The following is a 20860-nucleotide window of genomic DNA, read 5'->3' as shown; positions in this document are numbered from 1 at the left end:
GACCCACTTTCCACCGCCGAAAGATGGCGGGTAAGGGCGCCGGGGCCGTATGTGGAAAAGCAGGGCGCGCCACGCGCGCAGGCGCCGGCCCCAGAGCCGGCAAGCCCGGAAACAAGGCAGAATGGGGACCATGTACCTGCTGCTCGCCGCCCACCCCCACGGCGCGGCACTGCAGGAACTCACGCAGGCGGGAGCCCCGCTGCCGTCCACCCCGGAACCAAGGCTCATCAGCACAGGCGACCTCGCCGCCGTCGTACGTGAACTGGAACACCGCCGGCCGAACGGGCAGCCGCCCCGCTGGATCTGGCACCGCACCCAGGATTGGTACCCCGCCCTGCTGGCAGCCGGCGTCGAACTGGAGCGGTGCCATGACCTAAGCCTGTGCGCGAACATCCTGGCCTTTTCCCGGTTCACCGCCGACACGGAATACGCACGGAACGCGGACAGGATCGCCGTCGAGGACCCGCTGCTGCCTCCCAAAGCGTTGCAGCCGCCGCCTCCCCCGGCGGACCAGGGTGCCCTGTTCGAGGATCCCGGGACCGGGCCCCTCACTGGCCGTACTCCAGAAGAGCTGCGGGCCGAATACGCCGCCCAACAGGGGGCCCTGGCCTCGGTCGGCCATGAGGAGAACCGGCGGAACCGGCTGCAGCTCCTCCTCGCAGCAGAATCCGCCGGTGCCATGATCGCCGCCGAGATGCAGCATGCCGGCGTACCGTGGCGGGAAGACCTGCACGAACAGATCCTCGCCGGGCACCTTGGCCCCCGCCCGCCCCTGGGCCACCGCCCCGCGAAACTTGAGGCGCTGAACCAAGAGCTTCGCCGGCTCCTGAATTCGCCCACGCTGAATCCCGATTCCCCGCAGGACCTGATGCGTGCCCTGCACCGGAACGGGATCGAGGTCAAAAGCACCCGCAAATGGGAGCTGAGGGAATCCAGCCACCCGGCCATCGAACCGCTGCTGGCCTACAAGCAGTTGTCTCGCCTGCACACGGCCAACGGATGGGCCTGGCTCGACGCCTGGGTGGCCGGCGGCAGGTTCCGCCCCGAATACGTGGTGGGCGGCGTGGTTTCCGGCCGCTGGGCCTCCCGCGGCGGCGGTGCGCTCCAGATTCCGCGCCAGATCCGCGGCGCTGTCCATGCCGATCCCGGCTACAAGCTGATCGTCGCGGATGCCTCACAGCTGGAACCTCGCGTGCTGGCGGCCCTGGCCCGGGACTCGTCCATGGCCGAGGCTGCCCGCGACCAGGACCTCTACGCGGGCATCGCCGCCAAGGGATTCGGCGGGGACCGGGCAAAGGCAAAGATGGCGCTGCTGGGCGCAATGTACGGCGCAACCTCCGGCGAGGCCGGCCGGCTCATGCCGCAGCTGGCGAAGACTTATCCGCGGGCCGTGGACTTTGTGGAGCAGGCTGCGCGGGCGGGCGAGTCCGGCGGCACGGTGACCACGAGGCTGGGCCGGAGCAGCCCTCCGCCGTCCGGGCGATGGTTCCAGAGCCAACGGTCGGCCAGCGCCGAGGAGCAGCGCCGCGCCGAATCGATCGCCCGCTCCCGGGGACGCTTCACCCGCAACTTTGTTGTCCAGGGCTCGGCCGCTGACTGGGCGGCCTGCTGGCTGGCGGAATTACGACGGCGGCTGCGCACCCTCCGGAAGGACCGCCACCTTGACGCCGAGCTTGTCTTCTTCCTGCATGACGAGGTGATGGTCCACGCCCCCGTGGAGGCAGTGGCCGCCTGCATCGCGGCGATCGAGGACGCGGCCAGCGCCGCGAGGGAGCTCCTGTTCGGTCCCATCCCCGTTGAGTTCCCGGTCAGCGTTGCAGTGGTTGACTCCTACGACCATGCGAAATAGCCGCCCGTCCGCGGCAATTGGGGCGTTTGGCAGCCTGCCGACCCGCAAAGTAACCTACCCGGCGGTAGCTCGACCGGCCCCCGTGACCAGCGTTACAGTTCATAGCGGCGACTGAGGCAGACCGGTCAAAAGCTGATGCAACGACGCACAGGGGAGGTCCCGGCTTATGGCGGGCAGGTTCGAAATTCATCGGGTAGGCGACGAGTCCTACCGACTGCGGCTCACTGATGCAGAGGGCAACACTGTTGCCGTCTCACCCAAGTTCAAGTCCCTCAACTCGCTGCTTGAGGGCATCAAGGCAGTCCGGGAGAACGCCGCCACCGGCATCGTGGTGGATCTCCGCCAGCAGCAGGCCTGACGCTAGACGCCCATGCGGTGGAGCCGGCTCCGGTCCCACGGAACGGCCCAACCCAGCTGTTCGAACAGCCCGTTCAGGACAATTCCGGTAAATCCCCAAACCACCACGCCGTTCACTGTGAAGGCGGGGCTGTCGAAGCTGCGCCCGGCGCGGTGGACGGTTGCCATCACGCGGTTGTCCGGGTCCAGCAGGTCACGGACGGGGACGCGGAACACCTGGGCTGACTCGGCATAGTCCACCACCCTGACGGGCGTTGGCGAACGCCACCAGGCCAGCACCGGGGTAACCAGGAAATTGCTGTGGGCAAGGCCCAGTTCCTGAAGGGATCCCAGAACTTCCACGCCGTCCGAGTCGAGGCCGGTTTCTTCCTCTGCTTCCCGCAATGCCGCCTGAACCGGCGTTTCCCTGGCGTCAAGGGCGCCGCCAGGGAACGCCACCTGCCCGGGATGGGACCCTAAAGTATGGGCGCGTTCGAGCAGGAGGACGTCAAGATCGGCCGGCGCCAGTGGCTTGTTGGAAGCTGCGGGGACGTCATCAAGGGCCCCGAAGAGCATCAGGACGGCCGCCCTCCGCGCCCGCGACTTGTCCACCGTCAGGGCGGCCCAGAGGGGATCCGGCGCCGCGTCGGCACCGGACTCCGCCCGGCGCACCAGTTCGAGGAGGTCTTCGCGCGCGCTCACGGTGTCCTCTGCTGGGATTCCATCCGGATTTCGGCGGCGCGGTGGGTCTCGGCCAAAAGCTGCTCCAGCAGTGCCTCGCGGCCGGGAGCGAGCTCGTACTTCAGCAGCTTCGCAGCCTTCGCGGGATCCGTTTCGCCCAGCCCGAAGCTGGGGCACCACGTGGCCACGGGGCAGGCCCCGCAGGCCGGCTTCCGCGCGTGGCACACCCGCCGCCCGTGGAAGATCACCCGGTGGGACAGCATGGTCCAGTCCTTCCGGTCGAACAGCTCGGCCACGTCCCGTTCGATCTGCACGGGGTCGTCGGACTGCGTCCAGCCAAAGCGGTTGGCGAGCCGGGCGAAGTGGGTGTCCACCGAGATGCCGGGGATGCCGAAGCCGTTCCCCAACACCACGTTTGCCGTCTTGCGGCCCACGCCCGGCAGGGTGACCAGGTCCTCCAGCCGCCCCGGTACAACGCCGTTGTACTCGTCCACAAGGCGGGTGCAGAGCGCAATGACGTTCCTGGCCTTGGCCCGGAAGAACCCCGTGGGTTTCAGGATCGTTTCCAGGTCGCCAGGATCCGCCTCGGCCAGGGCCCGGGCGTCCGGGTAGCGCGCGAACAGCACCCGGGTGACCTGGTTGACCGTCACGTCAGTGGTCTGGGCGGAAAGGACCGTGGCCACGAGCAGTTCGAACGGGTTGCGGAAGTCGAGCTCGGCGTGGGCGTATGGATACTTCTCGGCCAACGCCCTGTTGATCCGCCGTGCCCGCCGTTTCAGCGCCAGCACCGATTCGGAAGAGACCACCGGCATCCCGGCAGCCTGGCTGGCGAGTGCCTTGATTCCGCCGGCCTTCGAGGCCCCGGGCCCGGCCACAGGCGTCAGCCGCGCTCGATGTTGCTGAGGTCCCGCAGGACGCCCAGGCGCCCGTCAGTGTGCTGCACCAGGAACTCGTGGCCGCGGTCCTCAAGGGCCAGCACCCAGCCGCCCGGTTCAATAACGAACGCCGGCGCGCCGGTTTGGGGGTCATAGGCAGTGCGGTGCTGTGCCACGGCAAACCAGAAGGCCTCGTGGATGGGGTGTTCTTCCGATTCGTCGGGCCGGCTGGCCGGATCAACCGTGGCGCCGATGGGCTGCTCGATCCGGACCTGCTGGTGCACTGCGGTGGCGGCCGGCGGCTCCCAGCCCGCCTGCCCGCCCTGGACCGGGGAGGCAGCACCCTGGCCGGACGGGGCAGCCGGCGGGGCGCCGCCGTCGTGAACCGGAGCAGGAGTGGAAGAAGGACGGACGACGTCGGCGGGCTGGGTTGCGGGCCCCGGGTCGCCTGCTGGAGTCCACTCGGAGACCTCGGGGGCAGTGGAAACAGGCGATGCCCCGGTAGGGATGGCAGCGGTGGCGGGGGCATGGACTGCCGCGGGCTGCGGGGCGGCACCGGGCTGCCCTGCTGACACCGGCTGCTCCGGCGAACCGTGCTGTTCCGGTGAACCGGCCTTGCCGTTTGAGCCCGGCCGGACAGCTGATGAACCTGCACCGGCACCGCCGAACAGCCCTCCGCCCGAGAACACCTTCGAGCCCGGCTTCGACTCTTTCGAACCGGCGGCGGACTCGTCCTTCGGCTTCTTGGGAGCGCGGGGTTTCTGGACGGGAACAACCGCATCCCGGGCCACCACGTGGGCCGGCACTTCGGCCCTGCCCTGGAAGTCACCGGAGACGTAGGGCAGGAAGCGGCCCAGCACGGTTGCGGCGAACAGGACCAGCGAGCCGATCAGGCCCACAAGGAGGCTCGGCACGTAGGCGCCGGCCACGGAGATGAAGAAGAACGCCACGGCAAAGGAGGCAACCACTGACGCGAACTGGTCAATGGACAGGGAGCCAATCCGGAGCTTCGTGGCGGGAGCCAGCCTGCGCGCGGCGAAAAGCGCGCTCACGATCAGGGGCAGGACGATGCCCAGCCCCAGGAAGAACAGGTTGTTGAGGTTCCACAGGTTGTACCGTGCGCCGAAGATTGGCAGCAGGGAGGCAACGAAAAGGATGAGCGTGCCGGCGAAGACGGCCAGGTCCCGGATGGTGAACGGACCCAGCACTGCCTCGTTGGCGTTCGGAGCCTTGCCTCCCTTGGAGGCGGTGCCCGCGGTGGCCGGGGACCCTGGCCCGTCGGCTGTTCCGGCGCTGTGGCCGGAACCTGCCGTGTCGGGGCCGGTCTTCTGGCCGAAGCCTTGCTGGTTCATTCTGCTCTCCTTAGCGTGGCGGCACCGGGGCCTGCATGGTCCCGAAATCGTGCCGTCTTGACAGCGGTTCCGGTATTGCCAGGCCCTTGCGTTGCCTGGCCGAAGCGGACCGAAGTGAAGTCACAATTCCATCTCAGCCTAGTCAAGAGCCCAGCTGATCACTAGCTGGCCGCAGCCTGCGGCGGGCCGGAAAGGCCGGCCCGCAAACCATTCACCGCTTAATAAATGCCGTTCACGGGCTCTCGTGTGACACCGCACACATCAGCGGCGGGCCAAGCATTAGTCTTGATTCCGGAACAGCTCTTTGCGGAATGTCCGTGACCAGCCGGTGCCCGACGTCGTGCAGGCGGCGGAGCCCGGACGTCGGCGGACATCCCGCCCAGCAAAGATCGATGAATGATGAGGTTCACATGTCCCAGGACACTTCAAGCGCCGTTGCACCCGCTGCCGCAGGCGCAGGGCAGCAGGTTCCCCACGGGAGCGATGAGCAGGGCGACGCCTTCGAAAACCTGCTGCATGAGACCCGTGCCTTTCCGCCCACGCCGGAGTTCGCTGCCGGCGCCGTGGTCACCGCGGCGGAGTATGAGGAAGCGGGCAACGACCATCCCGCTTTTTGGGCGAAGAAGGCCCGTGAGCTGCTGACCTGGAGCAAGGACTTTGACCAGCCCCTGGACTGGTCCAACCCGCCGTTCGCCAAGTGGTTTGTGGGCGGGGAGGTCAATGCCGCGTACAACGCGCTGGACCGGCACGTTGAGAACGGCCTGGGCGACAGGGTGGCCATCCACTTCGAAGGCGAGCCCGGGGACACCAGCACCTACACCTATGCCCAGCTCACCGAAGAGGTGAAAAAGGCCGCCAACGCCTTCGAGTCCCTGGGCGTGGCCAAGGGCGACCGGGTTGCCGTCTACCTGCCGATGATCCCCGAGGCCGTCATCACGCTGCTGGCCTGCGCCCGCATCGGCGCGGTGCACTCCGTGGTGTTCGGGGGCTTCTCCGCGGACGCCCTGCGCTCCCGGATCGACGACGCCGAAGCCAAGCTCGTGGTCACCGCGGACGGCACCTACCGCCGCGGCAAGCCCAGCGCACTGAAACCCGCCGTCGATGAGGCTCTCGCGAAGGACAACCACACCGTGCAGAACGTGGTGGTGGTCAAGCGCAACGGCCAGGACGTGGACTGGACCGAGGGCCGGGACCACTGGTGGGCCGACACCGTCGGGGCCGCCTCGAACCAGCACACCGCCGTCGGGCATGATTCCGAGCACCCGCTGTTCATCCTGTACACCTCCGGCACCACCGGAAAGCCCAAGGGCATCCTGCACACCACCGGCGGGTACCTCACCCAGACCGCCTACACGCACCGTGCCGTGTTCGACCTGCACCCCGAGACGGACGTGTACTGGTGCACGGCCGACGTCGGCTGGGTCACCGGCCACTCCTACGTCGCCTACGCCCCGCTCATCAACGGCGCCACCCAGGTGATGTACGAAGGCACCCCGGACTCCCCGCACCAGGGCCGCTGGTGGGAGATCGTGGAGAAGTACAAGGTCTCCATCCTCTACACCGCCCCCACCGCGATCCGCACGTTCATGAAGTGGGGCCGGGAGATCCCGGACAAGTACGACCTCTCCTCCCTGCGCGTCCTCGGCTCCGTGGGCGAACCCATCAACCCCGAGGCATGGATGTGGTACCGGAAGGTCATCGGCGGGGACAAGGCCCCCATCGTGGACACCTGGTGGCAGACCGAGACCGGCGCCCAGATGATCGCACCCCTCCCCGGGGTCACGGCCACCAAACCGGGATCGGCGCAGGTCCCGCTGCCCGGCATCGCCGTGGACGTCGTGGACGAGATGGGCGAATCCGTGCCCAACGGCCACGGCGGGTTCCTCGTGATCCGCGAACCCTGGCCGGCCATGCTCCGCGGCATCTGGGGCGACCCGGAACGCTTCAAGGACACCTACTGGTCCCGCTTCGAGACCATGTACTTCGCCGGGGACGGGGCAAAGAAGGACGAGGACGGCGACATCTGGCTCCTGGGCCGGGTGGATGACGTCATGAACGTCTCCGGGCACCGCCTCTCCACCACGGAAATCGAGTCCGCTCTGGTGTCCCACCCGGCCGTGGCCGAGGCCGCCGTCGTGGGCGCTGCGGACGAGACCACCGGGCAGGCCGTCGTCGCGTTCGTCATCCTCCGCGGCGACGCCGTGGATTCCGGCGACGCCATCGTCCAGGAACTCCGGAACCACGTGGGCAAGGAAATCGGCCCCATCGCCAAGCCGAAGGCCATCCTGGTGGTCCCGGAACTGCCCAAGACACGCTCCGGGAAGATCATGCGGCGCCTGCTCAAGGACGTCGCCGAAGGCCGCGATCCCGGAGACGCCACCACCCTCTCGGACCCCACCATCATGCAGCAGATCGCGGCATCCCTCAGGAAATAGGTAGAGCATCAACGCACGACGGCGGCGCCTGGCTCACAGCCCGGCGTCGCCGTCGTCGTATGCTGGGACCAGCCCCACCGCCTAGTGAAGGATCTCCTACGATGCTCGCCGTCGCCCGCCACCAGGCTATTTTGGACGCTCTCCAGCGGGAGCGGGTTGTCCGGGTGTCAGACCTGGCCCAGCAACTGGGCGTGTCCCTGATGACGGTCCGCCGCGACATCGAGGTGCTGGAGGAGGGCGGCCGGCTGGAGCGGATCCATGGCGGCGCGAAGATCCCGGGCGACACCAGCACCCACGAGCCCGGATTCGACCTCAAGTCCACGCAGCTGACGGCGGAGAAGCGCGCCATCGCGGTGGAGGCGGCAACCCAGGTCCACGAAGGCATGGCCGTGGGGCTCAGCGCAGGAACCACCACCTGGGCCCTGGCCAGGGAACTGGTCAACGGACCGCAGATCACGGTGGTCACCAACTCGGTACGCATTGCGGACCTTTTCCATCACGCCGCTTCGGCCGGCTCCGCCCGGTACAGCTCCACCGTGATCCTGATTGGGGGCGAGCGCACGCCGTCGGACGCGCTGGTGGGACCCATCGCCACCGCTGCACTGAAACAGCTGCACCTGGACGTGCTGTTCCTGGGTGTGCACGGGATGGATGCAGACGCCGGTTTTACCACCCCAAACCTGCTCGAGGCCGAGACGGACCGTGCCTTCGTGGCGGCCGCGCGCAAAACCGTGGTGCTGGCGGACCACACCAAGTGGGGCCTGCTCGGCATCAGTTCCATTGCCGCGCTGGACGACGTGGATGAGGTCATCAGCGATTCCGGGCTAGGGCCGGAAGCGCAGCGCCTCATCAGTGACAGGACCATGCTCCGGGTAGTACCGGCCTAAGCCGCGCTCAGGCTGAGCCGCGCCACATAATCGCGGTTTCCAGGACCCGCGGCGGACTGGGCTGGCCGCTGAGCTGCGCAAGCACCAGTTCGGCGGCGGCGCTTCCCAGGAGATCCGCCGGCTGGCGCACAGTCGACAGCTGGGGCCTGCACCTTAGGGCCCAGCTGCTGTCGTCGAAGCCCACGATGCCAACGTCTTCAGGCACCTGGCGCCCGGCCTCCTGAAGTGCCGTCATCGCTCCCGCGGCCACAGCATCCGAGGCGGCGAAGACGCCGTCGATATCGGGAGCACGGCGGAGCAGTTCCTGCATCCCTTCCAGGCCCGCTGCGTACGTATACAGCGGGTACTCCACCACCATCCGGGGGTCGAAGCGCCCGCCCATTGCCGCACGGAAGCCGGCAAGGCGGTCCTGGCCGGAGTCCCGGTCCAGGGCGCTGGCAATCATGCCCACCCGCTGTCGCCCCGTAGCCAGCAGCCTGCTGGTGATGCTTCGCGCTGCCGCGACATTGTCGATGGCAGCGTACGGGAGCTCCGGATTACCGTCAGGATGGCCCACAAAAGCAGCGGGCAGTCCGATGTCGGCGACGGCGGTCGCGATGGGGTCCGAGGCGCGGGCAGAAATGATGACCGCGCCGTCAACGAGGCCTCCGCGCAGGTAATCCGCCACCCGGCGGCTGTCGCGGTCTGAATCGATGATCAGCGATACCAGCTGATAGTCAGCCTTGGACAGCACCTCGTTGGCCCCGAGCAGGATAGAGCCGATATTCGGGTCCTCAAAAAGCAGCGAATGCGGCTCGTGGATGATCAGGCCTATTGCCCGGGACTCCTGCTTGACCAGGTTCCGTGCCGCACTGTTGCGGACGTAACCCACGCGGGCGATGGCTTCTTCCACCGCCTGCCGGGCCTCGTCAGAGACGTATTTTTCCCCGTTGACGACCCTCGAAACGGTACCCCTCGAGAGCCCGGCAGCGTCCGCCACATCGTTGATGGTGGCGCGGCGGGCACGGGTGCGTGTCAGGGACATATCTGTACTGTAGCGGAGCAAACGGACGGTGCTGCTTCCGCCCGCCCGTTGACATGCCAGCAGGGCGAAGATATTCTGTGAACGTTCCCAGATAACCCGCATCACACTTTGGCGCGCATCCCTGGGAACGTTCACAGAAATTCGACAACAGCGTCCAATGCCGCAGGGTCTCTCCCCGGCTTGCACGTCTGCTGCAAGTTGAAGGAGCAGGGTTGAGCCCCACCAGAACGCCCGTCAAGGCACTGTCCGGCAGCGGAAAGCTTGTCTACGGCTGCGATTACAACCCCGAACAGTGGGACAGCGCCATCTGGCGGGAAGACGTCCGGCTGATGAAGCAGGCGGGGGTCAACCTTGTCGCAGTAAACATTTTCGGCTGGGCGGAACTGGAATCACTCCCGGGGGAATACTCGTTTGAACGCCTGGACGAGATCCTGGACCTCCTCCATGCGAACAACATCGGGGTCAACCTCGGAACAGGCACGTCATCCACCCCGGCCTGGCTCACCACCCTGCACCCCGGGATTCTTCCCCAGTCCGCGTCCGGGACCCGCGCCTGGCCGGGCGGCCGCCAGGCCTGGTGTCCCAGTTCCCCGCAGTACAGGGAACACGCCCTCAGGCTCGTGGGCGAAACCGTCCGCCGCTACGGCGCCCACCCTGCTGTCCGCTTGTGGCATGTCTCCAATGAGCTTGGTTGCCATAACGCCCTCTGCTACTGCGACGTCTCCGCAGGCGCCTTCCGTAGCTGGCTTAAGGCGCGGTACGGCACTTTGGATGCGCTCAACAAAGCCTGGGGCACCACGTTCTGGTCCCAACGGTATTCGAGCTGGGAGCAGATCCTTCCGCCCAGGACCACCGTCTCCACGAACAACCCCACCCAGGTTCTCGACTTCCACCGCTTCAGCTCCGATGAACTGCTTGGCTACTACCAGGCCGAAGCTGAAGTCCTCCGGCAGCACAGCACCGTTCCCGTCACCACCAACTTCATGGTCACGGCCCACATCCGCAACCTGGATTACTGGTCCTGGGCACCCCATATGGACGTGATCGCCAATGACCATTATTTGGACCACCGGCTTGATGCTCCCGCAACCGAACTGGCCTTCGCTGCCGACGCAACCCGGGGGCTTGCCCAGGGCCGGCCATGGCTACTGATGGAACACTCCACCTCGGCCGTGAACTGGCAGCCACGCAACATCGCCAAAGGCCCTGGCGAGATGCTCCGCAATTCCCTCGCCCACCTTGCAAGGGGATCCGATGGGCTCTGCTTTTTCCAGTGGCGGGCCTCAGTGCAAGGCAGTGAAAAGTTCCATTCGGCAATGCTTCCCCATGCAGGAACGGACTCGCGTATTTGGCGGGAGGTCCTGGAACTGGGCAGCATTTTGGAGACGCTTGCGGAGGTCGCCGGGACCACGGTGAAGGCCGAGGCCGCCCTGGTGTTCAGCTGGGAAGCGTGGTGGGCCTACGACCAGGAGTCACACCCGTCATCGGATGTTGGGTACCTCGACCAGGTCCATGCCATGTACGCCGCTTTCTGGGAGGCAGGCATCACCGTTGACGTCGTTGCCCCCGGCGCGGATCTTTCCAGGTACAAGCTGGCCGTCGTTCCCGGCCTGTACCTTGTGCGGGAAAAGGACTCCGCCGCGGTGGCCGAATACGTCGCGAACGGGGGTACTGCCCTTGTGACCTACTTCAGCGGCATCGTGGATGAAAACGAGAAGGTGCTTGCCGGCGGCTATCCGGGGGCCTTCCGGACCATGCTTGGCATTCGTTCCGAGGAGTTCTACCCCCTGCCGCCCGGACGGACCCTGGCTTTGAGTAACGGTTCCACCGCCTCGCTCTGGAGTGAAGCGATGCGCCTCGAAGGCGCCGAGGCGCAGCTGACCTTCACCGAGGGGCACCTGTCCGGCACCGCGGCCGTCACGCGCAACCGCCATGGCGCCGGCAACGCCTGGTACCTCGGCACCGTCCTTGATCCTGCCTCGTTGCGCGACGTCGTCACCGGGGCTGCCGGCGAGGCGGGGATCAACGTCCTGGGCTCCCCCACCGGCCTTGAAGTCGTGGTCCGCTCCGGCGCCGACCATAGCTACGTCTTCCTCATCAACCACTCCGACGAGGACCACAAGTACGCCGCCCACGGCCACGAACTGATTGTGGGCGAGGACGTGTCCCATGCCGTCGTTGTTCCCGCGGGCGCCGTGCGCGTCGTCCGCACCTCCGATCCTGTTCCACAGACCGCTGGCCCCAGCGCCAGCCAAAAGGATGATGAAAGTGACTAGACCAAGCACCGCTCCGGCAGCGGCCCTGGGGACGCCGAAGACCCGGAAAGCCAAAACCACCGGCGCCCAGCGCCGCGCCGTCTTCCTGTTCATTGCGCCGTTCGGCGTCCTCTTCCTCGCTTTCTACGCCGTACCCATCATCTTCGCGGTGGTGCAGTCCCTGCTGACTGTTGAACGCAAAGGGACCTTCGGCCCTCCCCGGCAGGTCTTCGGCGGACTCGTCCAGTACCAGCAGGTGTTCCAGAACACCGAATTCTGGGAGTCGGTTGGACGGGTGCTCCTTTTCGGAGTGGTCCAGGTGCCAATCATGCTGGGCCTGGCCCTGCTGTTTGCCCTGCTGCTCGATTCGCCCCTCCTCAAGGGCAAGAAGTTCTTCCGGCTAGCATTCTTCGCCCCTTACGCAGTTCCCGGCGTCATCGCCGCCATCATGTGGGGGTTTCTGTACTCGCCGTCGCTGTCCCCCTTTGAAGCCGTCACTTCAGAGGTGAACTTCCTCTCCGCAGAACTGGTCCTGTGGGCGATCGCCAACATCGTCACCTGGGTGTACGTCGGCTACAACATGCTGATCATCTACTCATCCCTGCTGGCCATCCCGACTGAAATATACGAGGCGGCCCGGCTCGACGGCGCCAGCAACCTGCAGATTGCCTGGCGGATCAAAATCCCGCTGGTGGTCCCGGCCATTATCCTCACCGGCGTGTTCTCCATCATCGGCACCCTCCAGCTGCTCGCGGAACCACAGACGCTGCGGAGCTTCAGCTCGGCGATCAGCAGCACATTCACGCCGAACCTCGCGGTGTACACAACAGCTTCCGTCCCCAACTACAACCTCGCCGCAGCATTCTCGGTGGTGCTGGCGCTGGCAACATTCGTTCTTTCCTTCGTCTTCCTCAAGGCAACCCAGCGGAAGGTCTCCCAGTGAGTGCAGCAACGGTCACGGCAGCAGGACCCAAGTCCACCCACGGGGCGGCCAATGCCCGCGGGCCCCGTCACAGCGTGATGTCGCGCAGCGCGGCGATGCTCATCATGGGCGTCTTCACGCTCTACTTCCTCACCCCCATTTGGTGGCTTCTGGTGTCCTCCTCCAAGACGGGCGGAGAGATCACCAGTACCGCTCCGCTATGGTTCACCATGGATTCGGCCCCTACCTTCCTGGCAAACCTGGGCAACCTGTTCACGTACAGTGACGGTGTCTTCGGCCGCTGGCTCGCCAACAGCGCCCTCTATGCCGGACTGGGCGCCCTCATGGGCACCGTCATCGCGGCTATGTGCGGCTACGCGCTGGCAAAATACGAATTCCGGGGGCGGGAAGCTCTCTTCAATATCGTGCTCAGCGGGGTGCTGGTCCCGGCGACGGCTCTCGCGCTTCCGTTGTTCCTGATTTTCAGCGAAGTGAAACTGACCAACACCCTGTGGGCCGTCTTCCTTCCGAGCCTGGTCAGCCCCTTCGGCGTATACCTTGCCCGCATCTATGCCGCGGCCAGCGTGCCCACCGAGCTCCTGGAAGCTGCGCGGCTCGACGGGTCCTCCGAAGTCAGGACGTTTTTCACGGTCTCAACGCGCCTCATGGCCCCGGCGCTGGTAACCATCTTCCTGTTCCAGTTCGTCGCAATCTGGAACAACTTCTTCCTGCCCCTGATTATGCTCCGCGACCAGGTCCTGTTTCCGGTCACGCTCGGCCTCTACGCCTGGAACAGCCAAATCAGCCAGATTCCCGAGCTCCGCGTCCTGGTGATCGTCGGCGCACTTGTCTCAATCCTCCCGCTTATCGGAACGTTCCTTGCGCTTCAACGCTTCTGGAGCAGCGGGCTCGGCGCCGGAAGCGTCAAATAGCTTCCATCCTTCCCACGCAAACCGTCCCGCGGCTTCCGCCCCGGTACAGCACCCCCACTGATAGGAATAGAAATGCGCGCGCATTACGGAAAAGCCACTGCAGCCTTTGCCCTTGTTTCAGCGCTGGCCCTCGCCGGCTGCTCAGGCGGCGGAGGCACCACGGAAACCAAGGCCGCCGGATCCTGCGAACCCTCATCCGGTCCGGTCGAGCTGACCTTTACCACCTGGGTCCCCGGCATGGAAAAGGTGGTGGATCTGTGGAACAAAGAAAACGAAAATATCCAGGTCAAGGTACAGACCGGCCCCAACGGCAACTCCGGCACGTACCAGAACTTCTTCAACCAGCTGCAGGCCGGCAACGCCCCGGACCTCGGCCAGATCGAATACGACGCCCTGCCCAACTTCCGCGTCCAGGACGGCCTCGAGAACATCGCCGCCTGCGAAGGAGTGTCCGACGCCCGGGACAAGTTCGTTGACTGGACGTGGGGCCAGGTCACCTTCGGCGAGGAAGGCTCCGTCTATGCCATCCCGCAGGACAGCGGACCGATGGCGATGTTCTACCGGGCGGATCTCTTCAAGGAGGCAGGCATCAAGGTTCCCACCACCTGGGACGAATACGCCGCGGCTGCCGAGCAGATCAAAGCCCGCGGTTCGTACATCACCAATTTCCCCCGCAGCGATGTCAACTGGTTCGCCGGCAACGTATGGCAGGCAGGCGGGCAGTGGTTCTCAAGCGCCAACGACCAGTGGGAGGTCAACCTGACCGGCGCCGAATCCGAGAAGGTGGCGAACTACTGGCAGGACCTGCTGGACAAGAACCAGGTATCCACGCTGCCGTCCTTCTCCGATGAGTGGAATGCCTCGTTCAATACCGGTCAGCAGTGGACCTGGGTCTCCGCGGTCTGGGGCGCCTCAACGCTGGCCAGCGGTGCCCCAGATACCGCCGGCAAGTGGGCTGTCGCCCCGATGCCTCAGTGGGAAGACGGTGGAAAGCCCGCCGGCAACTGGGGCGGTTCCTCCACCGCAGTCCTGAAGGGCTCCAAGCACCCCTACGAGGCATCGAAATTCGCTCTGTGGTTGAACACGGATCCTGAGGCTCTGGCACTGGCAAATGAACTCGGCGGGCTCTACCCGGCTGCGAAGTCGGCCAAGGACCTCCCTGCGTTCACCGGCGGCGTGGACTACTTCGGCGGCCAGAAGATCTACGAAGTTTTCGCCGAGGCATCATCAAACGTCGATCCCAACTTCACCTGGGGCCCGACCATGACCCAGACGTACACCGACGTCTCTGACGGGTTCGGCAAGGCCGCGGGAGGCGACGGCACCCTCTTGGACGCGCTCAAGACAGGCGAGAAAAAGACTATCGATTCCCTGAAGTCACAGTCGATTCCTGTGAAGGAGTAGCCTCAACCCCCAGGGATTGCTTTCTGGCAGGACTGGCCGCCACCTCCGCTTTCAGCAGAGGTGGCGGCCAGTCCTTAATGCATTATCCGCCTTGCGGCGCCCCGGCGGACGGCGTCCACGGGCAGCCGCAGGACTGCCGGATGTGAAGTTTGGTGGGGAAGATCCGATGCTGTGGCGTTTCCCCGCGAGTGGCTCCCACCAGTGCGGCCACCGCCGCTTCCGCCATGGCAGCCACCGGCTGCTCCACCGTGGTCAGAGGCGGCCACGAGTACTCAGCTTCGATGGATCCGTCGAAAGACACCACCGCAATTTCGCCCGGCACAGCCAGACCTGCCTCATGCACTGCTCGCAACAGGCCCACTGCCTGGGTGTCCGAGGTGGCAAAGATGGCAGTCGGCCTGTTGACTGACGCAACCAGGCGCTGACCGGCGAGATAACCGCCGGGCCACGTGAATCCGCTGTACGCAATCGGCCCCTCCGGCAAACCTGCCTCCTGCAGTGCCTGGCGCCAGCCCACCTCGCGACCGTCAGTGCTGCCGGAAACGTTGGTTCCCATGGCCAGGCCGATGTTTGTATGGCCGTGGCCAATCAGGTGTTCGACGGCGATCCTGGCGCCGGCGGCGAGGTCAACGCCGATGCTGTTGAAGCCCGGCGCGTCGCGTTCCTGGTTCAGCAGCACCGACGGGATGTCCGCGGTTTCCAGGACCTCCAGGTCGGGTTCAAAAAGGACGCTGGCCAACAGCACGCCGTCCACCTGCCTGGCGGCGAGGTTGCGGATGTTGCGCCGTTCCTTGGCAAGGTTTCCGTCCGAGTTGCCCAGCACCAGGGCGTAGCCCAGGGCTGCGGCCGCGTCTTCAACGGCGTGGGAGAACTGGGCGAAGAACGGATTGGAGATGTCCGGAATCACCAGGCCCAGCGTCTCGCTGGAGCCCAGCTTGAGAGCCCGGGCCGCCGCGTTGGGCCGGTACCCCAGGACGCGGATGGCGTGCTGGACCTTCGCTTCTGTGGCTGGAGCAACTTTCTTGGGGCCGCCGTTGACCACATAGCTGACGACGGCGGTGCTCACGCCGGCGTAGCGTGCAACGTCCTTGCGGGTCACGGGGCCGCCGCGCGCAGTCTGCACTGCCGGAGTAGTCATGCTGTCCATATTAGGTACCTGTACCCGGCGCATCGCCAAAGTCACGGATGGGGAGCCGTTCGCCGTTCTTGAGGGCGGACTGGTGGGCAACGATCCCCGGAAGGGTGAACCGCGCGGCCACCCAGGCGTTCACCGGAGGCAGGGTGCGGTTGTTCACGGCAGTCACGAAGTCGTCCACCAGGAAGTGGTGGCTGCCCTCGTGGCCATTGGGCGCGCCCAGGAACTCCTCCGGAAGCCGCCCGGGATCATGGACCGGAGCCAGGCCTGAGACGAAGGCATCCCTCAGTTCCGGCGCAACGTTCGCAAGGGAAGGGTCATCGAGGGGGATGCTGGGCCGGGTCTCCATCTGCTCGGAGATGTCGTGGACGTTCTGTTTGTCCTGCCAGACGGACACCGTGGCGAGCTGCTCGAAGCTGGCCTCCGTCCCGAAGAACCGGAACCGCGATTCGCGGATGTGCGAGGGATAGCCCACCCGGCGCATCTCGTTAGTGCGCATGACGCCGCCGTCGTTCAGCTCGAACAGCGCGGTGGCGTTGGAGAAGTCATTGCCGAACATGCTGACGTCCTTGTCGAAGACGCCGTCGTTGCGGTCATCCCTGACGCCCACGCAGCTGACGCTGACTGCGTGGGCCGGGACTGCTCCCAGCACGCCGCCCACGGCGTGGGTGGGATACAGCATGGGCGGGTAGCTGGCGGTTTCCTTCCAACGCTCGCCGCCGCTGTACTGGTAGGCCTCGTAGAAGCCCAGGTCCATGTCGTGGACGTAGTCGCCTTCGGCGTAGAAGATCCGACCGAATTTACCCTCGGCCAGCTGTTTGCGGGCAAAGACTGTGGCGGGGTTGTAGTAGCTGGTCTCCCCCATCATGTACACCAGGCCGGTTTCCCGGACGGCCTCGATGATCCGCGCTATTTCCTCTTCTGAAATCGCCATGGGAACGGCTGAGTAGACGTGCTTGCCCGCCCGGAGCGCCTGCTCCACGAGCGGACCATGCGTCCAGCGCTGCGTGAAGATGGCAACGGCGTCGACGTCGGAAGCCAGAAGGTCTTCAAAAGTCGCCATCGTGCCGGCCAAATGGTAGCGCCCGGCGGCCTCGGCTGCGCGATGGGCAACGTCGTCAACAGCGAAGACGCTGCTGACGCCCGGGTGGAGATTGAACAGGTGCGCGAACTGGCTGCCGAACTGGCCGGCTCCTACTACGCCGATCGAAAACGTCATCGTCTGCCTTTCGAGGATTGCAGGGGCGCGGCAAGCGCTCTCCGGAGGATTCCCAGTGTTTCATTGCAATCTACTCGAGTCAACAGTCCGGTGAATGGATTAATGCCTACCGACAAAAAGAAAAATTTAGCCCCTTGCCCACTCAAATCTACTCGTGTAGATTCTTCCCTAGTTGTTACCCCCATCACAGTCAGGAAAGGGTCGAAGATGACCACCCTTGCCAAAAACCCGAGATCCGCCACCGGCGCAGCGGTGTCTGCAGCCAAGACGCGGGGCAGCCTCCGCCGGTTCGGCGATCTCAAGATCGCACTGCTGTTCATCGCCCCGGCAATGATCGGTTTCGTCGTCTTCTACGTGGTGCCCACCATCCGCGGTGTCTACCTCAGCTTCACGGAGTACAACATCCTGGGAGACCCCACGTGGGTGGGGGTGGACAATTACACGGCGATCGCCAAGGATCCACTCTTCTGGAACTCCCTGGCCGTCACAGGCCAGTACGTTTTCCTCAATATCGTCCTCCAGACCGCCCTGGCCCTGGGCCTGGCACTGTTGATGAACAGGGTCGCCAAGTCCACCCTCATCCGGGGAGCCCTGCTGCTGCCCTGGATGATGTCCAACATCATCGCGGCACTGCTGTGGTTCTGGATGCTGGACTACCAGATTGGCGTGGTCAACCAGTTCATCGAGTGGGCCGGCCTCCCCCGCGTCGCGTTCTTCGGCAGCGAGGAGTGGGCCATCCCCACCCAGGCCCTGATCAACACCTGGCGCCACATGGGCTACACCGCCCTGCTCATCTTCGCCGGCATGCAGGCCATCCCGGGCCACGTCTATGAAGTTGCCAAACTCGACGGCGCTTCACCTTTCCAGACGTTCACCAAGATCACCCTTCCGCTGCTGCGGCCGGTCCTGGTCCTCGTCCTCGTCGTAACGGTGATCGGCTCCTTCCAGGTCTTCGACACTGTCGCAGTGACCACCGGCGGCGGGCCGGTCAACGCCACCCGCGTCATCCAGTACTACATCTACCAGCGGGCCTTCACCGAGTCGGACTTCGGCTACGGATCAGCCATCGCCGTCATTCTCTTCCTCATCCTCGCCCTGGTGGCCTTCATCCAGATGAAGTTCCTCAAGGGCAACGAGTCGGACCTGGACTAAGGAGCCTCCCGCATGACCACCACCACCAGCCGCGCAACGCTGCCGGCGCCAGCCCGCCGCCGTCGTCCGTTCAACGCCCGCCGCGCAGGCGCCTGGGCCCTCATTGTCCTCGCCATCGCCGTCTCCGTCCTCCCGTTCTTCTGGGTCCTGCGCACGGCGCTGTCCACCAACAACGCGCTTGCCGCCAACGCAACCAGCCTCCTTCCCGCTGAGTTCAGCTTCGGCGCGTTCCTGCGGGTCTTCGGCCTGCAGAGCCCGGCCGACGCCGTCGCAGAGGGCGGTTCCGGTGCAGCCATCAGCTTCTGGCTCTACCTGCGGAACTCGATCATCTTTTCCTCCATCACTACGGCAGGCGCCGTGTTCTTCAGCGCGATGGCCGCCTACGCCTTTGCCCGGCTGCGCTGGAAGGGCCGGAATGCGGTCTTCAGCCTCTTCCTGGGGACCATGCTGGTCCCGCCGATCTTCACCGCACTGCCCAACTTCCTGCTGATCAAGAACCTGGACCTGCTCAACACCATGCTCGGCATGGTCCTCCCGTACATCTTCATGACGCCGTTCGCCATCTTCTTCCTCCGGCAGTTCTTCCTGAACATGTCCCGGGAGGTGGAGGAGGCGGCCATGCTCGACGGCGCCAAGCACCTGCGCATCTTCTTCCAGATTGTGCTTCCCAACGCCGCCGCCCCGATCGCCACCCTGGCGCTGCTCACCTTCATCGGCCAGTGGAACGAATACTTCTGGCCCCTGCTGGTGGGGTCGCAGGACGATGTCCGCGTCCTGCAGGTGGGGCTCGGCGTCTTCAAGTCCCAGTCACCCCAGGGGGCACCGGACTGGTCCGGCCTGATGGCGGCGACCCTCATCTCGGCCCTGCCGGTGCTGGTCCTCTTCGCCGTCTTCGGCAAGAAGATCGTCAATTCCATCGGCTTCTCCGGCATCAAATAAGAACCCCATTCACCGCCTCCCTCCCATCCCCAAAAGGAAAGTAGAACCATGAAGAAATCCCTCGGCGCCGTTGCCGTTGCCGCCGCTGTGGCGCTCTCCCTCTCCGCCTGCAGCGGATCCTCCTCCTCGGCTGAATCAGCCAAGGGCGAGATCAGCTACTGGCTCTGGGACGCCAACCAGCTCCCCGCCTACCAGCAGTGCGCCGATGACTTCACCAAGGCCAACCCGGACATCAAGGTTAAGATCACCCAGCGCGGCTGGGATGACTACTGGAGCACCCTCACCAACGGCTTTGTTGGCGGCACCGCCCCGGACGTGTTCACCAACCACCTGGGACGCTACGGCGAACTGGCAGAAAACAAGCAGCTGCTGGCCATCGACGACGCCGTCAAGAAGGACAACATCGACCTGACCGCCTACAACGAAGGCCTCGCCGATCTCTGGGTGGGCCAGGACGGCAAGCGCTACGGCCTGCCCAAGGACTGGGACACCATCGGCCTCTTCTACAACAAGGCCATGCTCGCCAGCGCGGGGATCACCGAGGAGCAGATGAAGGACCTCACCTGGAACCCGGAAGACGGCGGCACCTATGAAAAGGTCATCGCCCACCTCACCGTGGACAAGAGCGGGAAGCGAGGCGACGAGCCAGGTTTCGACAAGAACAACGTCCAGGTCTACGGGCTGGGCCTGAACGGCGGCGGCGACTCCTCGGGCCAGACCGAGTGGAGCTACCTCACCAACACCACCGGCTGGTCCCACACGGACAAAAACCCGTGGGGCACCCGCTACAACTACGACGACCCCAAGTTCCAGGCGAGCATGGACTGGTTCTCCGGGCTGGCCGACAAGGGCTACATGCCCAAGCTGGAGACCACCGTCGGTGCGGCCATGGCTGACACTTTCGCAGCGGGCAAGTCCGCCATCAACGCCCACGGCTCGTGGATGATCGGCCAGTACACCGGCTACAAGGGCGTCGAGGTGGGCATCGCGCCTACCCCGGTGGGCCCCGAAGGCAAGCGCGCCTCCATGTTCAACGGCCTGGCCGATTCCATCTGGGCGGGTACCAAGAAGAAGGACGCGTCCATCAAGTGGGTGGAGTACCTCGCCTCGGCTGACTGCCAGGACGTCGTCGCGTCCAAGGCTGTTGTCTTCCCGGCCCTGAAGGCCTCGTCCGAGAAGGCGTCGGAGGCCTTCAAGGCCAAGGGCGTGGACGTCACCGCCTTCACCGAGCACGTCAGGAACAAGACCACCTTCCTGTACCCGATCACGGACAACACTGCCAAGGTCAAGGGCATCATGGAACCCGCCATGGACGCGGTGGTTTCCGGCAAGGCGCCGGCGAGCTCCCTCACCCAGGCCAACGAACAGGTCAACGCCCTCTTCAAGTAGGCCCCTGCTTCGGCAACGCCCCCAATTCGTGGCTGCGTATGTGGTCGCAGCCACCCGGCTGGATGCCGCCGTCC

Annotated in this window: 17 protein-coding genes; 11 read left to right on the top strand and 6 right to left on the bottom strand. The window is 65.4% G+C overall.

Annotated elements, in window-relative coordinates; genetic code table 11:
- Positions 1 to 130 precede the first annotated feature (130 nt).
- On the top strand, positions 131 to 1849 hold the full coding sequence (locus tag GK109_RS13470) for a bifunctional 3'-5' exonuclease/DNA polymerase (protein ID WP_157241138.1): 1719 nt from the start codon (positions 131 to 133) through the stop codon (positions 1847 to 1849).
- A 166-nt stretch (positions 1850 to 2015) separates the two neighbouring features.
- Entirely contained in the window at positions 2016 to 2207 is a 192-nt protein-coding gene (locus tag GK109_RS13465; protein ID WP_157241136.1) for a DUF1508 domain-containing protein, read from the top strand.
- 2 nt (positions 2208 to 2209) lie between these two features.
- On the opposite strand, the gene GK109_RS13460 is transcribed toward GK109_RS13465, so the two are convergent.
- From GK109_RS13460 to GK109_RS13450, 3 genes are all read right to left on the bottom strand, one after another.
- Positions 2210 to 2887: a CoA pyrophosphatase gene (locus GK109_RS13460; protein WP_323056714.1), complete on the bottom strand. Its 678-nt coding sequence runs from the start codon at positions 2885 to 2887 to the stop codon at positions 2210 to 2212.
- Complete coding sequence (gene nth, locus GK109_RS13455) at positions 2884 to 3678, bottom strand: endonuclease III (protein ID WP_157242936.1); 795 nt, start codon at positions 3676 to 3678, stop codon at positions 2884 to 2886. Before nth ends, GK109_RS13460 begins: the two co-directional genes overlap by 4 nt.
- 68 nt (positions 3679 to 3746) lie before the next feature.
- A complete protein-coding gene (locus GK109_RS13450) occupies positions 3747 to 5093 on the bottom strand; it encodes a hypothetical protein (protein ID WP_157241134.1) in 1347 nt (448 codons plus the stop codon).
- Between the two features lie 410 nt (positions 5094 to 5503).
- Here GK109_RS13450 and acs point away from each other — a divergent pair, with 410 nt between their 5' ends.
- A complete protein-coding gene (acs, locus tag GK109_RS13445; RefSeq protein ID WP_157241132.1) occupies positions 5504 to 7528 on the top strand; it encodes an acetate--CoA ligase in 2025 nt (674 codons plus the stop codon).
- A 101-nt stretch (positions 7529 to 7629) separates the two neighbouring features.
- The gene (locus GK109_RS13440) at positions 7630 to 8415 is read left to right on the top strand and encodes a DeoR/GlpR family DNA-binding transcription regulator (protein WP_157241130.1); all 786 of its coding nucleotides are present in this window, start codon (positions 7630 to 7632) and stop codon (positions 8413 to 8415) included.
- 7 nt (positions 8416 to 8422) lie between these two features.
- On the opposite strand, the gene GK109_RS13435 is transcribed toward GK109_RS13440, so the two are convergent.
- Positions 8423 to 9439, bottom strand: coding sequence for a LacI family DNA-binding transcriptional regulator (locus GK109_RS13435; protein ID WP_157241128.1), 1017 nt, complete (start codon positions 9437 to 9439; stop codon positions 8423 to 8425).
- Positions 9440 to 9651: 212 nt separating this feature from the next.
- Between GK109_RS13435 and GK109_RS13430 the strand changes: the two genes are divergently transcribed.
- The 4 genes from GK109_RS13430 (at position 9652) to GK109_RS13415 (ending at position 14952) form a co-directional block, all read left to right on the top strand.
- Positions 9652 to 11715: a beta-galactosidase gene (locus tag GK109_RS13430; protein ID WP_157241126.1), complete on the top strand. Its 2064-nt coding sequence runs from the start codon at positions 9652 to 9654 to the stop codon at positions 11713 to 11715.
- Entirely contained in the window at positions 11702 to 12637 is a 936-nt protein-coding gene (locus GK109_RS13425) for a carbohydrate ABC transporter permease (RefSeq protein ID WP_157241124.1), read from the top strand. The genes GK109_RS13430 and GK109_RS13425 overlap by 14 nt, the downstream gene beginning before the upstream one ends.
- Positions 12638 to 12714: 77 nt before the next feature.
- On the top strand, positions 12715 to 13548 hold the full coding sequence (locus tag GK109_RS13420; RefSeq protein ID WP_157242935.1) for a carbohydrate ABC transporter permease: 834 nt from the start codon (positions 12715 to 12717) through the stop codon (positions 13546 to 13548).
- Positions 13549 to 13620: 72 nt separating this feature from the next.
- A complete protein-coding gene (locus GK109_RS13415; RefSeq protein WP_157241122.1) occupies positions 13621 to 14952 on the top strand; it encodes an ABC transporter substrate-binding protein in 1332 nt (443 codons plus the stop codon).
- A gap of 82 nt (positions 14953 to 15034) precedes the next feature.
- Here the strand turns inward: GK109_RS13415 and GK109_RS13410 are convergent, their stop codons facing one another.
- Positions 15035 to 16090 carry a LacI family DNA-binding transcriptional regulator gene (locus tag GK109_RS13410; RefSeq protein WP_157241120.1) on the bottom strand — a complete coding sequence of 352 codons (1056 nt, stop codon included), beginning with the start codon at positions 16088 to 16090 and terminating at the stop codon, positions 15035 to 15037.
- Between the two features lie 10 nt (positions 16091 to 16100).
- Complete coding sequence (locus GK109_RS13405) at positions 16101 to 17306, bottom strand: Gfo/Idh/MocA family protein (RefSeq protein ID WP_157241118.1); 1206 nt, start codon at positions 17304 to 17306, stop codon at positions 16101 to 16103.
- 207 nt (positions 17307 to 17513) lie between these two features.
- On the opposite strand from GK109_RS13405, the gene GK109_RS13400 reads away from it, so the two are divergent.
- From GK109_RS13400 to GK109_RS13390, 3 genes are read left to right on the top strand one after another with little or no spacing between them, the layout of a single operon-like run.
- Positions 17514 to 18458 carry a carbohydrate ABC transporter permease gene (locus GK109_RS13400; protein WP_157241116.1) on the top strand — a complete coding sequence of 315 codons (945 nt, stop codon included), beginning with the start codon at positions 17514 to 17516 and terminating at the stop codon, positions 18456 to 18458.
- Positions 18459 to 18470: 12 nt separating this feature from the next.
- On the top strand, positions 18471 to 19397 hold the full coding sequence (locus GK109_RS13395; RefSeq protein ID WP_157241114.1) for a carbohydrate ABC transporter permease: 927 nt from the start codon (positions 18471 to 18473) through the stop codon (positions 19395 to 19397).
- 48 nt (positions 19398 to 19445) lie between these two features.
- Positions 19446 to 20786 carry a sugar ABC transporter substrate-binding protein gene (locus tag GK109_RS13390; RefSeq protein ID WP_157241112.1) on the top strand — a complete coding sequence of 447 codons (1341 nt, stop codon included), beginning with the start codon at positions 19446 to 19448 and terminating at the stop codon, positions 20784 to 20786.
- The last annotated feature ends 74 nt before the right edge of the window (positions 20787 to 20860 follow it).

Origin of the sequence: Pseudarthrobacter sp. GA104 (assembly GCF_009741265.1) — a bacterium.
Classification (GTDB): Bacteria; Actinomycetota; Actinomycetes; order Actinomycetales; family Micrococcaceae; genus Arthrobacter.
The sequence above is the reverse complement of the archived record's forward strand: the minus strand, read 5'-3'. Positions and strand labels throughout refer to the sequence as shown.

What these genes read in the sequence shown, in the direction of transcription:
- GK109_RS13470 (WP_157241138.1), top strand. Translation starts at nt 131, where the DNA reads ATGTACCTGCTGCTCGCCGCCCACCCCCACGGCGCGGCACTGCAGGAA.
- GK109_RS13465 (WP_157241136.1), top strand. Translation starts at nt 2,016, where the DNA reads ATGGCGGGCAGGTTCGAAATTCATCGGGTAGGCGACGAGTCCTACCGA.
- nth (WP_157242936.1), bottom strand. Translation starts at nt 3,678, where the DNA reads ATGCCGGTGGTCTCTTCCGAATCGGTGCTGGCGCTGAAACGGCGGGCA.
- GK109_RS13450 (WP_157241134.1), bottom strand. Translation starts at nt 5,093, where the DNA reads ATGAACCAGCAAGGCTTCGGCCAGAAGACCGGCCCCGACACGGCAGGT.
- acs (WP_157241132.1), top strand. Translation starts at nt 5,504, where the DNA reads ATGTCCCAGGACACTTCAAGCGCCGTTGCACCCGCTGCCGCAGGCGCA.
- GK109_RS13440 (WP_157241130.1), top strand. Translation starts at nt 7,630, where the DNA reads ATGCTCGCCGTCGCCCGCCACCAGGCTATTTTGGACGCTCTCCAGCGG.
- GK109_RS13435 (WP_157241128.1), bottom strand. Translation starts at nt 9,439, where the DNA reads ATGTCCCTGACACGCACCCGTGCCCGCCGCGCCACCATCAACGATGTG.
- GK109_RS13425 (WP_157241124.1), top strand. Translation starts at nt 11,702, where the DNA reads ATGAAAGTGACTAGACCAAGCACCGCTCCGGCAGCGGCCCTGGGGACG.
- GK109_RS13420 (WP_157242935.1), top strand. Translation starts at nt 12,715, where the DNA reads ATGTCGCGCAGCGCGGCGATGCTCATCATGGGCGTCTTCACGCTCTAC.
- GK109_RS13415 (WP_157241122.1), top strand. Translation starts at nt 13,621, where the DNA reads ATGCGCGCGCATTACGGAAAAGCCACTGCAGCCTTTGCCCTTGTTTCA.
- GK109_RS13410 (WP_157241120.1), bottom strand. Translation starts at nt 16,090, where the DNA reads ATGACTACTCCGGCAGTGCAGACTGCGCGCGGCGGCCCCGTGACCCGC.
- GK109_RS13405 (WP_157241118.1), bottom strand. Translation starts at nt 17,306, where the DNA reads ATGACGTTTTCGATCGGCGTAGTAGGAGCCGGCCAGTTCGGCAGCCAG.
- GK109_RS13400 (WP_157241116.1), top strand. Translation starts at nt 17,514, where the DNA reads ATGACCACCCTTGCCAAAAACCCGAGATCCGCCACCGGCGCAGCGGTG.
- GK109_RS13395 (WP_157241114.1), top strand. Translation starts at nt 18,471, where the DNA reads ATGACCACCACCACCAGCCGCGCAACGCTGCCGGCGCCAGCCCGCCGC.
- GK109_RS13390 (WP_157241112.1), top strand. Translation starts at nt 19,446, where the DNA reads ATGAAGAAATCCCTCGGCGCCGTTGCCGTTGCCGCCGCTGTGGCGCTC.